Origin of the sequence: Bartonella sp. AP11XZML, assembly GCF_042196445.1 — a bacterium.
In the GTDB taxonomy this organism is placed as follows: domain Bacteria; phylum Pseudomonadota; class Alphaproteobacteria; order Rhizobiales; family Rhizobiaceae; genus Bartonella.
Genome location: NZ_JBHIQF010000065.1, coordinates 8,922 through 24,143 on the forward strand (window position 1 = coordinate 8,922; position 15,222 = coordinate 24,143).

The window sequence follows — 15,222 nt, forward strand, 5'->3', positions numbered from 1 at the left end:
CAAAGGGGAAAACGCATCTCAAAGGGGAAAACGCATCTCAAAGGGGAACTAAAAAACTTTGAAAGCGTTTAACAGTGAAGAAGCCCCTAGGCTGACAAATTGCAGTCCGCTCTGTCAACCTCTCATTTGGAAAATAATTGATGAATCCCCTTGTTTTTATCCTCTTATTAGTTTCATGTACAGATGATTTTAATAGTTGCTATTCGAACAATACAATGGTTAAAATCTATCCAACGGCTCAAGCTTGTGAACAGGCCATGGTACCGTCCACAAAAAAGTTTGCACTTTATGGACAACAAATTTTTGCTCAATGTATAAACGTACACCCCAATTTACATCAACAAGAAGTAAACTTGATCTGGTCTGTAACAAACCATGGAAATTTCCTGCTTAAAAGCCAAAACGTAAAGGACAAGCTGTCTACAGTACACAAAGAAGATATTTTACCAACATCGCTTCCTCTTTTACATTCTTCTTCCACAAACCTCTTGCACAAAAAACTTTAAAAGCATAAACCCATCAGATCTCAAAAAAATAATCAATGAAAGACATGATGGATAATAAGCGAATGCACCCTTCAAAAGACCATCACACAGAGCAAAATTCTCTGCCTCAAGATCTCCCTTTAGACCCTGCCGTAGAACGAGTGAGAAAAAAACTTATGGGTTTAATGATTATTTCCGTTTTAATAACGCTTTTCCTTATTCTAACCGTACTGTTTTTAATTGTTTATAAAGTGATAACAACCGGATCAGCGCCAAAACAAACCGAGTTATCTTCCTCTCCCAGCAAAAACCCACACGTTATCCATCATACGCTCTCTCTACCGGAAAAAACACAGATTTTGTCGCAAAGCCTCTCAGAACACAATATTGTACTGAAAGTTTTAACCCCTGATGGACAAACAAAATTTATGATTTACAATTATCATACCGGTGCTCTAATCGCCGTTCTTTCTGTTGAAACAACAAAAGAGAGTTCGAAGATAATGCCCCATTAAGAAAACTAACATCAATAAGCGCTTAACATAGCATTCTGAAGGTTTAAACATTTTCTGCAAGCCGACACTATCACACGCTTTGCCAACTCGTGGATGTTGCCCACAGCCCTTGGCGCTAGAGAGAGAGTTCATAAGAGCCATTTTTATTCCTTTCTTATACAAATTTATCCACACGGGCTCTCCCCGTTTGCAACGTGCAAGCGAATGTTTTTTGTTGATTCAACATGGAACAAATTTGGAAATGAGAGAATTCTAGGGGCTTAGGGGCTCTCACCTAACATTCAAAACAATGAATTATTATTATAAATCAATGTGATAAGCATTAAATATTCACCACACGGGCGACGGCGCGTTTTTTACTGTATCCCCTCACTTAAATCTTGGAAAAGAAGAAACCTTTCTGTCAACGCATTCCCATTTTAAGAAAATGACATCACTTGGGAAAAGCTAATAAACGTGCAAGAAATACCTCTTCTTGAGTGCAAAAATTCAACATATTAATTTATAGTGATGATTTATTTTGCATGTCAAACGAGAATCTCAAATACTGTAAGATTCTCCCTTTCAAATCTGTTCGTAAGAAACTGAATCAAAATCATTTCTTTACATATCCCAGCAAGGAAATGGATGAATAAAATACCTCTTATGAATGATCAGGTATCAAAAGAAGAACTGTTGCAACATTGAAAATTAAAGCAATAACGCCCAGTTTACATCTTTTATTAAGCAAAGATAACCGATGGATTTCACATGATAGAATTCATGAACACCAGTGCGAAATGGGCATGAATACATTGAATATAAGTGTGAATTAAATAAAACAACGACATTGCGTTCTTCATAAAAGAACTGCCTCTTAAAATACACGGATGTGGTTTTCTCTGTATTCCCTCACTTAAATCCCAGCAAAGAAGCAATCTTTTCTGTCAACACCCTTTGTTAAGTCTCAATACTGCCGGTGAAAATCCAAAGAAAGCGCAAGAAGCTTCTTGAGTATATACAATTTACTATCATGATACCAATAACATCACCACAAGCGCTTATACAGCACCCTTCAGGTTTAAACATTTCCCTCTGCCTCAAGATTGACCACTTGAGCGACGACGCATCTTTCCCTGTATCCCCTTACTTAAATCTCAGCAAAGAGGCAATCTTTTCTGTCAACACCCTTTGGTTAAGTTCCTGATACTGCGCGTGAACATTCAAGGAAAGCGCAAGAAGCTTCTTGAGCATATTATAATTTACTATCATGATACCAATAACATCACCACAAGCGCTTATACAGCCCCCTTCAGGTTTAAACATTTCCCTCTGCTTCAAGATTGACCACTTGAGCGACGACGCATCTTCCCCTGTATCCCCTTACTTAAATCTCAGCAAAGAGGCAATCTTTTCTGTCAACAGCCTTCGTTAAGTCTCAATACAGCCCCGTGAAAACTCAAGGAAAGCGCAAGAAGCTTCTTGAGCATATTATAATTTATTATCATGATACCAATAACATCACCACATAAGCGCGCTTACACAGCACCCTTCAGGTTTAAACATTTTCCTCTGCCTCAAGATTGACCACTCGGCGACGGCGTGGTTTTCTCTGTATCCCCTCACCTAATCCAGGCAAAGAAGAATCCTCTTTTGTTGCTGTTTTTGTTGCTGTTGATGCATCTCCATTGCTAGAGCTTTCTGCTGTTGTAAGTGAAAGCTCAAGAGATGATTCATCTTGAGTCCGTACAGTACGTCGACGAGGAGAACGACGTATTTTTTTGACAGGTTCAACATTTTTCTCAGAGAGGCAGTGCTCTTGATCTGTTTTTTCATCCGATAGAGCCTCTAAAGCGTTTTCACGCGCATCCCCATTTTGCGCTTTATCATATTGGCCATTGCCATTTTTTTGCGACGACATTTGTAATACATCTGTATCACCCTCGACAGCATCCTTTTTTTCACCATCAAGATTTATTTCACCGCATTCTTGCCCATTGTTTTCATCACGATTTTCGTTTTCATCACCACGATTTTCATCACGCCGAACCGATTGAGACATTTGCCCAGCTGCTGCTAAAATAATACGCAAATAGTGCTCGGCATGTTGTAAATAATTTTCCGACATAACACGATCGCCTGCACCTTGTGCATCACGCGCAAGGCTTATGTATTTATCGGCAATTTGCTGAGCATTCCCGCGAATTTTAACATCCGGACCGCTACTTTCATAATTGCGAGACAACGGATTAGGACCGCGACGATTATTATTGTTATTACCATTATTGTTATTATTGCGACCGCGTACCCGTCTATTTTGTTGTGGCCTCATCTTTATCCCTTTTTGGAGTGTTTGTCTTATGTGTGTCTTAATTGACGCTTCCTCATTACATTATCTTTTGATAATGCTGATCATGTTTAACATACGATTATCAAGCTATCCGCGTTTATTTCACTCAAACGAACCCTACTGATATTGATAAAAGCATATATTTTCTTGAAAATCACAAAACAGCAGGGAAATCGTAAATCAAAAATTCCCTTTTTCTCTGTCAAACAGCAGAAACCTAATGATGTTCACGTAAAATGCCAAGTGTTTTTTTTAAAATAAACCATATTTCACTAAAAAAATAATTATCTTGTGGAAAACAAAAAGGAAAACACACATATAACACACCTGACAAAGAAAAAATTCCTGCCAGAGAATAGTAGAAGCTTCCTTTTTTGCTCTAAAACCACCGCTCCTAAAAACGCCGATATTCTCTACCCCCTCGTGCATTTAACTCACAAGCACTTCCATCCCAACGAGTCACTGCGCGAACCTCTTTATTTTATAAATATAGCCTCTCTTCATCGCTAAAGCAACCCCTTGCGAGCGATAATCCACGATCGCCTCACAAAACCTCTTAACTTTTATAGATAGATTAACACGAAGTATTATTCAAGCCCTATAATCACCAAGAGATCAATCTTCTTTCCCAAACAAGTCAATGATACTATCAATTTTTATTTTAACCCATAGAGTTTTTAAGTTAATCACAGTTTTTATTTATAACAAATTGAGCTTAAAAACAAAATATTTAAATACAAAAAAATATCAAATTATGAAAAAAACGACCAATATGTCACACTTTTTTAAAAATCAGCTTCTTCTCAAAAAAATACCCTCCTCAAAGCCTATCAATAAGAATGGCCTAACGTATTTCCTTACTTATCTTTTCTGATAAGGAATTTTCTGATAAAGAACACTAGAATTATAAAACAAGCACATTTTTAAACCCAGCACAGCGCTTTACGCATGAAGAAGCCGTAAATGTTTATAAAAGGAATGTTTTTTTACTCATTTTTGTCATGTCTATTGACTTACACCCTCAAAGAATGAAGGTTCTCAAATCACACTGGTCTGTTAACAATGAAAATACTTATAAAATTCATACACTAAATTGATTTGTAATGATAATTTATATTTTTTGTGTTGAGTAAGAAAATTAATACCGTAGGATTTTTCATCCTCAATCTGTTTGCTGTTGAATCAATCTCTTTTTCTTGCATGTTACATGTGGGAAAACCTGCGTGGAGTAAAAACGATAAAAAGACTAAAAGTGCCTCTTATGAACCGTCTCTAAGGCTAAAGGGTTGTCGAGAGCACCATTGGGAGCGAGCAAAGTGTGAGATAGTACCGGCTTATTCTTTGTTTAAACCATAAAGATGAACTTGCTTTATAAATTTTATACATTTCATGATGATTATACCATTCACCAAAACCATCACGAAATGGATTTCCCACACTCGTTATTTCCCTTAAAAAAGCGCAACAAATCCTCCTGAAACTCCACCACGCCCCCTTAAACATTTCAAGGAGGCCATCCATACCTTATGTCGCCACACCTTAAATAAGAAGTGCGATATAACAAGATAAATAAATCAAGCTGCTATTGGTCATGAGGCAGATAGTCATTTAAGAGGCTTTTATCTTTTTATCAAAATTCGCATCCTTTTAACTTTCCATATAAAAACTTAAAAGTAATTGCGCCTTTTGCCTGTTTTATTTTCTCTTTCATTCAGAAAACAGTCTCGTAAGAGAAAATAATTTCCATCCCCAGGACGGACCCTCGTCAAACATTGTTTTTTAGCACTATCAGAAAGCTTATCCCACATTTCACGAATAGCAAAATAGGCCTCACTTTCCAAATTAAGACAATGCTGATAAACCTCTCTTTTCATATCGGGCATAACGGAGGCAGAAATTTCCTTGCAATATACGCGTAGATCAAAAACAGGAATAACCAATTCAACGGGTGCTTGTTGTGTTACTTTTTTATGAGAAGAAAAATAACTAACCACCTTTGCAACAACAAAACACAAAAACACTATACAAAAAAGTATTATGCAAACAAAAGCAATCTTGCGATATAATCTTTTGAAATAAGCCTTTTGTCTTGCTCGGATTCTTTTTTCCATAAAGATTGTACCCTTTAATATCCCAAGAGAAGCTTTTACAGCAAAAAATGATAGAAGTATCTGTGTACACAATACAGGTTATAGCCGCAAACGATCAAGACTCTTATGTCAAAAGACGCTCTTTTTTACCGTATAATTCTTATCGTATAAAATTCTTGTAAAACACTTTTCTCATGCCCTTTATGAAAAAATAGGGCTGATGATTTTCTCTCACCACCTTTAAAGACGAAGATTCTTCATCCATGCGGATCTATAAACAATTCGTCTTCTTTAAGACATGTCATATTGATTTATAAAGAGTATTTATTGTTTTGCACGTTGAATGAGAAACCCGAACACCATAGGATTCTCTCATTCCAAACCTGTTTATGTTAAATCAACCAAAACCATGTCGCTTACAAGTTACAAGCGGAACTGGCATGTGGATTAAAAACTGTATAAGAAAGGCATATGGCTCTTATGAAGCATCTCACGAACCAAGGCTGTCGTAATATTGGGAGCGAGCAAATACAATGATGGTGCGGGCTTGCCTCTACATAAGCGTAAAGATGGGAGTGCTCAATGGATTTACCGTTATTCACCACACAAACACTTCATATATAAAATCTTATACGCCTTCTATTACCGCCCCCTCAAAAAGCAGTCGCTAAAACAAGATAAGAGATTATAGATGTAAAACTCCTAACAAAAAAAGAATGGACTTTCTAATCGAGATCAACAAACACTGTTAAAGACACATTTGCATTTTTGACCATGCTGGCATGTATGATAATGGCCCTTCAAATGCGCCACCATTTTATGCTTCACCTCATATCATTCTCCGTCAAACAATCACAAAGATTCTTTAACTATTCAACGCCCCCCCAACCAAAGCAAAGAAACCGAAACCAGACGCCTGCATTTTTATTTGAATCTTCCCTATTGGGATAAAACACACAAGAATTTAAAGATTTCACTGCAAAATGAAATCACAAAATACAATAATGAGAAAAATATCCAAAGCCATCTCAATAACAAATATATAGCGCCCCTGTTATTAGAAAGTAAAAAAAGCCGCACCATTTAAAGGCGCGGCTTATGAATAGAGATATAACTAAATAAAATACAAAAGAAATCAATAATAAATACTTATACACAAAACGTATAGTATTGCAAGCTTTTTAATTATATTTATAAAAATATCCAAAAAGAGTATAAATAATGATACATTCGTATTGAGGAGAGCTGTTTATAACAATACACTTTCTAAAATAAAAACGTATCAAATAAATCAAAATACTTTGTAGCTTTATCTCAATATAATCCATGAAAAAACACACATGATTTAAGTCCATAATTATAATAAGACCCGTTCTTTTACGCTTGTAAAAGCGGGTTTTTCTTGACTTGCATCCACCACTTCAAAAGATGAAGATTCTTCACCCAATCTGATTTATCAACAGCCCAGATTGCAGTGGGGTCCATTTGGCTTTCTCACATGTGATTGATTTAAACTTAAAGCTCAACAAATAAGCCTGCCTTAAATATTTGTCACGCCCTTTAAAAAACACTTTTTGTATCATGGAAGCTCTTACAAAGAGACTTGCCTTATATCATCACACCTGAAAGGACAGTCTTTACAGCATAAACAGGATAAGACAAATCAACAACCGCTTGTACAATCTTGTCTGATAAGAAAACAAGTAAAACGTTAGCCTTCAAGCCTGCTCCAACAGTACAGCATTTCTCTTCTTTATAAGAAAAGACACAACGATACGCATGATTTTTTTATAGGCATTTTTCTGCTTTTGTCCTTTTGGCAATTAACATTTTCTTTTTATGGGATTTTTAACAAATTAAAATTGCGAGGAACTGCACTTTTTCTCTTTTAAAAAAGCGTAAAAACCGCAAATTATTTATAGAGTTAAAATCATCAAACGCTCTATCCAAAAGCTTTTTAAAATGATTGCAAGATTTTTTATCTTTTTAAAGCTTCTTTTGCCATGCGTTTCTATTTGGGCATGGCTCCTTGCTCTGTAGGCTTTAAAAACTTACCCTTAGATTTCAATATGCGCCCTACTCTCCCCAACAACGCATGATCAACTTATCCAGCAACAACGCTTCTCTATCAATTTTTACCATTTTTTAACATCTCAAACAGAGTGCAATTCCAGGCTCCACCGAAGATATAAATTAGGTTTATCTGATCTATAGCTTCACCCCATACATATTGTTATGATCACTCTATTCTATTTTTCCTTATCTAACAAAGAAGAAATCCCTCTAGAATGCTCAACACTGATGTTTTGAGTAACACTACTGTGTATTTCTAGCGGTTTATGTACTGTAAATTTTGAAATAAAAGAGCTGTAGTCTATTTTTGGCGCCTCGTATATTGGAGAAAAAAATATGTCTCCAGCGGACGATGATTCTGTTTTAATTTCTGGTGCGCTCACAAAACTGTTTGGTGTCGTTATTCCACCACTCACAACACTATTAATACTGTCTTGCTTCTCTTCTTTCTCATTTTTTTTCTGTTCGACATTGGTAAGATCTAGAGCATTTAATTTTTTTTCTAAAGCATCCATGCGCTTTGCAATTTTTGTAATATCTTCATATGCTTTCTTCAACAATGCGTTTAAAGGAGCATGTCCCATTCTTCCGCTAGCATAAAGAACCACACGAATACATTCCGGATCATCAATATCAGCAATAGAAAATGGAAAAAGTGCCATTATATCCCCCTTTTTGATAAGCTAAACGCGTTATTAAGGCATTTGCATCTCTTTTTTCGTTGTACGGCTCTTGCATTTCTCAGAAAACCATATGAAAAGCTTTTGAAAAAAATTTCCTCATCGAAAATTTTTACAAGGTATTTTTTTAGATTATACTCTGTTTTCCACCTAAAATGATGATTTTACCACCTAAAACCAAAGAGAAATGCATATCACCTTGCATGCTGTATCAACCTTTCCCACAAGGACAAAGCCCACACCGGTCTTTAAATAATGGCAATCAATAAACAATGGTTTGTAAACAATCTGGCTTCTTATCTAACAGATTTGACTTGGCTTCCCCCTTCAAACGCATCCTTGTAATGTATCCCCTGTCCAGAGTTACTCTACAAAAAATGCTGCGTTAGGAATACGCACAGACGAAAAACACCCCATGCATAAAATTTTAACCGCATCTCAAACAATGGTATTTTACAACACAACGGGATAAACTATTGTCTTATAGATTTTCTCGTATCACTCTCATCCTGTTTCAAGAAGTTGCCTGATAAGCACAAAATGCCATCTCAGAGAGTTCAATGCCTCACCATACGTTACAACGCATCGCCAACCTGCTGCTCTTGCCAACAGTGCGTCCATTTTGAAAACAAAGAGTGGCTTTTTTCCTACACGCTAAAAAAAGAAAGCGCTCCATTTTGCCTTTTCTCGCTTTAAATAAACATATCCGTTGACCTCTTCCCACCACCTCAAAGGACGAAGATTTTAGCCCTACATCGGTTTGTAAACAATCCAACTCCTCTGAAAGGATTCCGTCTGCTGCTCACTTATATGATTCACTTGCATAATACTTAACCAAGCAAATCCTCCCCAGAACATTTGCTAATGTATTAAATACTTTAAGCTATCTTACTGATATCACCACCTTCAATAATAGTGTTTTAATGACAGTGTTTTACAGTATAATAGGATAAAATTATTTAGGGGCTTTTTGTCATCGCACAGCAGCGGTTTAAACCCAGCACTTGAAATAATGGATCACGATATCACAAAAGAGAGGCATTTGAGCTAAAATATTGATTCTTCAGAAAAAACGCCATGAATAAAGAAAGTTTTTTTGTTCTCCCCCTACCTTCAATAATCACTGTCTTGATCCTCTAAAGAACAATAGGCAAACTTACCTTTAGACATCCAACAAAGGCAGCACAAAAAATAAAGAGAGTTAAGTTTTTTCTAAAGCGCCTCAAAACTTTCTACACAATATATTCTATAAGACTTTATATTCAATAAGACTTTTTTTCATAACAAACATTTTAGCATTTTTATCTTTCTCTCACACAGCTTTCATTCTCAGGCTTTGACAGCATAAACCACCGCCATATTGACGGGGCGTGTTTCATCTCCCCCTGTTTTTTGCAACAAGACCTTATGTTCATGCTCTCCCGCAGGAGCTGTCAAACAACCAGTCCAAGACACCATAGCGACATCCTCTGTATAAGTCCCGCTATTGTAGTATAGAATCTTTTTTTCAATCTTTGGATAACTATGCTGGTGGTTACCTGTTGAATCTGTTTTTCCCTCATGGGTATGGGATTGAAAAGACTCTTCTTGTCGGCTTCCCAAGCGACGTCCTTTATCAATTTCTTTTCCACTATCGAGCCCCCGTAAAAACATTCCACGCAAATCGGGAACATTGAATGTTGTTCTCCCGTCTCCTTTTCCCCATGTTTCTCCCAAAACAGCAAAAAGATTGGCATAGTTCCTTCGCGAATATTCTTTACCATCACACAGTAACCATCCAGAGGGTATTTTTTCTGTAGCAAAAGTCCCGATAAATCCAGAAGAAAAAGTTTCAGGCAAAGGAGGAAAGGGCGGAATTTCAGGAAGTTTTATAGTAGGATTGGTTAAAAACCAGCCATCAGCATTTTTTCCGGCAATATCACGCGTATAGACGACTTCATAAAGCCCCCCTTTTTGAATTTCTCCACCCTTTAAAGGCATAATACCCTCTGGTGTTGCCATATAAGTTGGTCGTGGTAGCAATTGATTTAAAGAAATATTTGTTATTCCTCTGTTGACGCCTTGTGCTTTAAAGCGCACAACAATGCCATCCATATAAGTCTCAAAAAAAGACTTTGTTGCCAAACGAAGTGACGTTCTCTCATTTTTCACATCGACAGTAAATTGTGTTTCAATCCCGCCCCCATTATCCAACAAATATTCTTTGATGCGTTGCATCATAGCGCGAGCACTATCATTGACTGTGCTTGGTGGTTGCCCTTCTGCCCAGTTTATATTCTCGTCGACATAAGCATTTTCTGATGCAACAATTGACCAATCATAAATCGAACTCATAGAAGATACTCTTTTTTCAAAAAGGGAAAGCGAGCAAAAAATGAAGAAAAGAAAGCCGCAATTTTATTTTTAGACGCCGGTATTTTCTCCCCTTTCATTTTTTCCATTTTCAGTCCTATTTTGTCATAATCAACATGCAATAACTTTGTTTTCGCATTGACATAAACAGCTTCAGGGTTCACACGCAACACGTCTTGCGCCATAACGCCCTGATAACGTTGTGGATTTCCCTTATAATTAAAGGTATAAAGTGGATATCCCTTTTTCTGCCCCACAGGGATAATATTTTCTTTTGCTCTCACATCACAAAGCCCTAAAATTCCTCCAACCAATCCAAGTACTTGCTGCGCATCACGCAATGGATCTTTTGTCACAGAAGGCATTGTCGTGGATTTTCCTGAAGTCGTTCCGTAATTTCCAGCAGCCTGTGTTCCTACCTGTAACAAACTTTGCAATCGGTTCCAATCTTGATTATCTTTTTCTGACCATTTTTGGCGTTCAGCATCTAAGACATTTTGGCGGTTTATATCTTGAATCATACCCCCTTTCAAAGCATTGCTTTGCACGTTACTCTGTCCTTGATAATAGCTATTTGCCGCATTAACTTGATCATTCTGAGAGCGATCAATCATCTGGTTTGCATTCATCATATTGTTAATATCTTGATTATATTGCTGTGCTGCAGCATTTGTTGCCAAGGCGCCTAACTCATCGGCCAGCACACCAGTATGAGCCCCAGAACCATAACGTCCTGCTCCCGACATCGATTGATTAATTGCATCGGACGTTTTATTCAGAGCATTTTGCAATGCGGTATTAAATTTGCTATTGCTTCCAATCCAGCTTCCCTTAGCCATACCGGAAAGATTTGTAGCGCTGTTGGTTGGGGCATTCAACCATTGCGTTACCGTTGGATTGTTATAAAGCCCTGCTGCTTGTTGTAAACCGGTCAGCGCATTTTTTGTCATATTGCTAAGACCAGCGACTCTGTCTCCCTGATAAACGTTTCCGCCAATTCCTTTATTATAAAGTCCAAGTGCATCAGCACTGGCTTGTTTAAGAATATCAGCCGCCCAAGCAGGTGGAGCATTTGTTTGTGTTGTTGTTTGCACTTGAGGTGTGGTTTTTCTACTCATGGGTTCAGAACCTTTCTATATTGAATAAGATTACGAGAATATCCGTGATGAGCGAGCTTTTTCGCCCATCCAGTTCTTCCAAACATGTGCATTTCTTCAGCATTAATTGTTCGCGCCCATTTTTCGACTTCATCAATCAACTTGACCAATTTCAGCCCTCCCTCTCCAGCAAGATCAGAAAGAACGACGCATTTTTTTCCCGTATGGGTTATTTCAACTTTGGTAATTGCAAAAGCACTAAATTGGATTTTATTTTTTAAGACCAGCCACAATTGTGCTTGTCCTGTAGCGATTTCTTCAGCAATTTTTTCCAGACAAACATCATCCGGAAAGCGCTGAACATATTTTTTCAATGCAGCATTGAGAGCCTCTTGATAGGGAGCTATTTTTTCCCATGGCCACTGCTCTGTCAGATAAGCAGAATATAAATCTTGACTCTCTTGTATCATAATTTTAGCTTTTTTAGCTTTGTCATTTCCCTCATTTGAGCAATACGCATCCCTACGCATTTCACGCATTCCATGCCCCCCGCACAATAAAAGAAAAAAAGCCCCATCATCCCTTTGTCACAACAAAGGGGGAACTTTTTTCTTTATAAAAATAAACCATTGTGCAGCCTATTTTTCCTTTATCGCAGAAAAGCATGAAACATAACGCACCACCTTGTTCTTCATATTATACCACCTTGTTCTTCATATTATAAAGACACAGCTTATCGCATTGTGCCTTTGTTTATAAAGGCTTGGGAAGCCTATGGGGCATTTGTTCTTTAATAATAGAGGTTTGAGCCTATCGCATGGTATTACAAAAGGGCATGCCTATCGCATGCCGGCCCGCGTCAATTCCACATCAAATCCAGTGACATGAGTCCAATTCACCCCTTCAGGAATGCGCAATTTAAAGCGATAAAACCGTGCCCTTGCACGACAATGAATTTGTCCAGTATTATAAGAGGGCTGTTTTTCTGGCAACCAAACAGTTTCCTCTTCAAGAGATTGTCGAAAGCGCATTCCCACAGACAAATAAAACTTTCCACTATTGACTTGAGGCATAATATTTTTCACTCGTGTTATCATGCCATTTGTCTGTCCCATTTCTTGTGATGTCACGACACAAGCCATAGGACACCCAGAAAACGAACCCAGTCTCCCCTGTTGATCAAATGCCCCCAGAATAGGCGATTCATTTTTCCAAGCTTTACTATCAAGAGAAAAGGACAAGTCATCAATATTCTTAGTCACAAAATCAAGACCTTCCAGGGTTGTTCCGGCTAAGAAAATAGGCAATATCATTTTGATATCGACGAGAGCTTTTGTCCATTTTTGCAACCCCCAATCATAAATGAGCAAGATACGTTTATGAAGATTCTCATCAGAATCAACCATCCAATAAACACGATTATACACCCCATCGATAGCAGCAGATAGAGTGTACAGATTATCCTTCCTTGATTTTGCGGTCATCGTTCGATCGACTTTTTCGAACCCAATGGGTATAATCTGTCCCTCATTTGTTATTTGATAAAACCCGCCTTCATCGGCAAAGAATGCTAAATCGCCTCTACAAACAATTGATTCAGCATTTTTTGCGCCTCGTTTATCGTGGATTTTTTGGAAACTAAAAATAATCTTAGAGCCAGGGATAAAAGAACCGGCATAGATTGCAGAACGCATAAAGATAATTGGATTTGTTGTCTCCGTTGCCCCTTGGACGAATCCGCCATCAGGAAAATCTTGATAATCACAACTTTTTTTCCCCACGGTCCAAAATTCAGCATCATTTAATCCAGACCAATGAACCCTTCTTGGATACTCGGTTAACTTCATCAAACAAACGAAATCTCCCCAGATTCGAACAATCCCTGCCTGTGGTGGATTTCCTCCTAAATTTCTAAATGTTTTATCATGGTTAATATCAATCACTTGTGGTTTATCATTGGCATTCACCGCAATGATAAAATCACCAAACAAAGCAAAAGACCACGGAGCATCAACATTAGCCAGATAAGGTTTTCCTTTTTGGCTAATATCTTTCCAGTTCATTGTTGTATTATCAAGCAAGTAGATTTTTTCTCTTGTCCCGACAATAATAGAAACTCCATTTTTTGTTTTAACCGCAAGAGTGCCTAAAATTGGCTCCGGACAAGGCTCTGATAAAGGCTCAAAACTTGGCATAGGGATATAGGAGCCATCAGCCGGGAGCACATTAACAAGTTCATCGGTAAAAATTCCATTGATATCCGCCACATCGGGTCGATAATCAGCGATTGGGAAAAAAGCCATCAAGACCCCCATAAAATCTTTGAAGAGCCCAGTGCCATTCAAAACACCAAGGCTTATTGATAAAAAACCACAAAAGCCCTTAAAACTCTAAAGGCATAAAATTCAACAAAATAAACAACCTTAGGTTGTTTAACGCACCAAAAAAAACGATACCATCAATAATGGCCACCCCAACGCCATCCACCAGCGCCAAACCAAAATCAACTGCCCGCTATCACCCCCCACAATGACGGGAGAAAGAGCCATCAAAAGCCCCCATAAAATCTTTGAAAAGCTCAGTGCCATTCAAAATACCAAGGCTTATGGATAAAAAACCACAAAAGCCCTTAAAACTCTAAAGGCATAAAATTCAACAAAATAAACAACCTTAGGTTGTTTAACGCACCAAAAAAACGATACCATCAATAATGGCCACCCCAACGCCATCCACCAGCCCTTCACCATCAACACCCAACGCGCAAATCCAGCCATAAGTGACAAACCAGCCACCAGTGCCAAACCAACCTTCAACGCCAGCCATAAACGATTTGGAAAAAAGCCTTTTTAAAAACGCATTGGGCGAATCTTTGAAGAACCTTTTCGGCGCGATGTTTCAATGCGCAAAGCTTGAAGCTGTTCTTGAAAATCTCTGAAAGAAACGGCGGCATATTCAGGATCTTTAAGGATATTTTTATAAAGTTCATATTTTGCTCGTGCTTTAATAAGATCAAAAGCATAAATCAACCAAGGGTTATCATCCTCTTTCAGCTGTTCATCGGCAAAATGAACAGGAGCATAAGAAAGCTGTACAGCTTCCACATGTTCTGGTGTTGGAAAGAGTCCTATTTTTTGATCAAGGCACGTATAAAAGAATGGCGTTCCTAGCGCAGGATGCATACCATATTGTTGATGCAACACTTCCAAGGGCTTAAAGAACAACTTTGTTGGTGTTACATTCTTTGTTGCTAAAAAGACGCCCTCTAAACTCTTTTCTGATTCAATAAAAACTCCCTCTTCTTGCCCATACCATGTTTTACCACTTTGTGTTTTAAACGTCCTTTCTCTTTTTTCATTAAAGAAAAAGGGTTCGCGTTCACACAAACGCAAAGCCGTAAAAATTGAATCTTGAATTTGCAGGGAATATTCCGCTGTTGTATCGTCAATTTCATCTTGAATAAGCGCGACCATATAAGCAAAAGTTTTAGAATGGTCTGAATGTGTAAGGTTTAGATTTTGGGGATCAGTGGATAAAGTGGTCATAAGCCTGTCCTTGTTTCTGGAAGCATTTTAAATTTTTCCCCCAACAGATCCCTCTTATT

At 37.8% G+C, this 15,222-nt stretch carries 13 protein-coding genes; 2 read left to right on the top strand and 11 right to left on the bottom strand.

The window, feature by feature from the left end:
- Nucleotides 1–140 precede the first annotated feature (140 nt).
- Nucleotides 141–506: a hypothetical protein gene (locus tag ACFIMG_RS05785; RefSeq protein WP_375678552.1), complete on the top strand. Its 366-nt coding sequence runs from the start codon at nucleotides 141–143 to the stop codon at nucleotides 504–506.
- 44 nt (nucleotides 507–550) lie between these two features.
- A complete protein-coding gene (locus ACFIMG_RS05790) occupies nucleotides 551–1,000 on the top strand; it encodes a hypothetical protein (RefSeq protein WP_375678553.1) in 450 nt (149 codons plus the stop codon).
- Between the two features lie 1,125 nt (nucleotides 1,001–2,125).
- On the opposite strand, the gene ACFIMG_RS05795 is transcribed toward ACFIMG_RS05790, so the two are convergent.
- From ACFIMG_RS05795 to ACFIMG_RS05845, 11 genes are all read right to left on the bottom strand, one after another.
- Complete coding sequence (locus ACFIMG_RS05795; protein WP_375678554.1) at nucleotides 2,126–2,305, bottom strand: hypothetical protein; 180 nt, start codon at nucleotides 2,303–2,305, stop codon at nucleotides 2,126–2,128.
- A gap of 232 nt (nucleotides 2,306–2,537) precedes the next feature.
- The gene (locus ACFIMG_RS05800; RefSeq protein ID WP_375611688.1) at nucleotides 2,538–3,311 is read right to left on the bottom strand and encodes a DUF4167 domain-containing protein; all 774 of its coding nucleotides are present in this window, start codon (nucleotides 3,309–3,311) and stop codon (nucleotides 2,538–2,540) included.
- A 1,685-nt stretch (nucleotides 3,312–4,996) separates the two neighbouring features.
- Nucleotides 4,997–5,440, bottom strand: coding sequence for a hypothetical protein (locus tag ACFIMG_RS05805; RefSeq protein ID WP_375610680.1), 444 nt, complete (start codon nucleotides 5,438–5,440; stop codon nucleotides 4,997–4,999).
- A gap of 2,228 nt (nucleotides 5,441–7,668) precedes the next feature.
- On the bottom strand, nucleotides 7,669–8,154 hold the full coding sequence (locus ACFIMG_RS05810) for a hypothetical protein (RefSeq protein WP_375678555.1): 486 nt from the start codon (nucleotides 8,152–8,154) through the stop codon (nucleotides 7,669–7,671).
- Between the two features lie 1,347 nt (nucleotides 8,155–9,501).
- Complete coding sequence (locus tag ACFIMG_RS05815) at nucleotides 9,502–10,506, bottom strand: phage tail protein (RefSeq protein WP_375678556.1); 1,005 nt, start codon at nucleotides 10,504–10,506, stop codon at nucleotides 9,502–9,504.
- Entirely contained in the window at nucleotides 10,503–11,642 is a 1,140-nt protein-coding gene (locus ACFIMG_RS05820) for a tail fiber domain-containing protein (RefSeq protein ID WP_375678557.1), read from the bottom strand. Before ACFIMG_RS05820 ends, ACFIMG_RS05815 begins: the two co-directional genes overlap by 4 nt.
- Entirely contained in the window at nucleotides 11,639–12,091 is a 453-nt protein-coding gene (locus tag ACFIMG_RS05825) for a hypothetical protein (RefSeq protein ID WP_375629193.1), read from the bottom strand. The genes ACFIMG_RS05820 and ACFIMG_RS05825 overlap by 4 nt, the downstream gene beginning before the upstream one ends.
- 369 nt (nucleotides 12,092–12,460) lie before the next feature.
- Entirely contained in the window at nucleotides 12,461–13,924 is a 1,464-nt protein-coding gene (locus tag ACFIMG_RS05830) for a hypothetical protein (RefSeq protein WP_375678558.1), read from the bottom strand.
- Between the two features lie 129 nt (nucleotides 13,925–14,053).
- Nucleotides 14,054–14,209 (bottom strand): hypothetical protein, encoded by a 156-nt coding sequence (locus ACFIMG_RS05835; RefSeq protein WP_375678559.1) that lies wholly within the window; start codon nucleotides 14,207–14,209, stop codon nucleotides 14,054–14,056.
- Nucleotides 14,210–14,300: 91 nt separating this feature from the next.
- Nucleotides 14,301–14,444 (bottom strand): hypothetical protein, encoded by a 144-nt coding sequence (locus tag ACFIMG_RS05840; RefSeq protein ID WP_375678560.1) that lies wholly within the window; start codon nucleotides 14,442–14,444, stop codon nucleotides 14,301–14,303.
- Nucleotides 14,445–14,467: 23 nt separating this feature from the next.
- Complete coding sequence (locus ACFIMG_RS05845; protein ID WP_375678561.1) at nucleotides 14,468–15,163, bottom strand: hypothetical protein; 696 nt, start codon at nucleotides 15,161–15,163, stop codon at nucleotides 14,468–14,470.
- Between the last annotated feature and the right edge of the window lie 59 nt (nucleotides 15,164–15,222).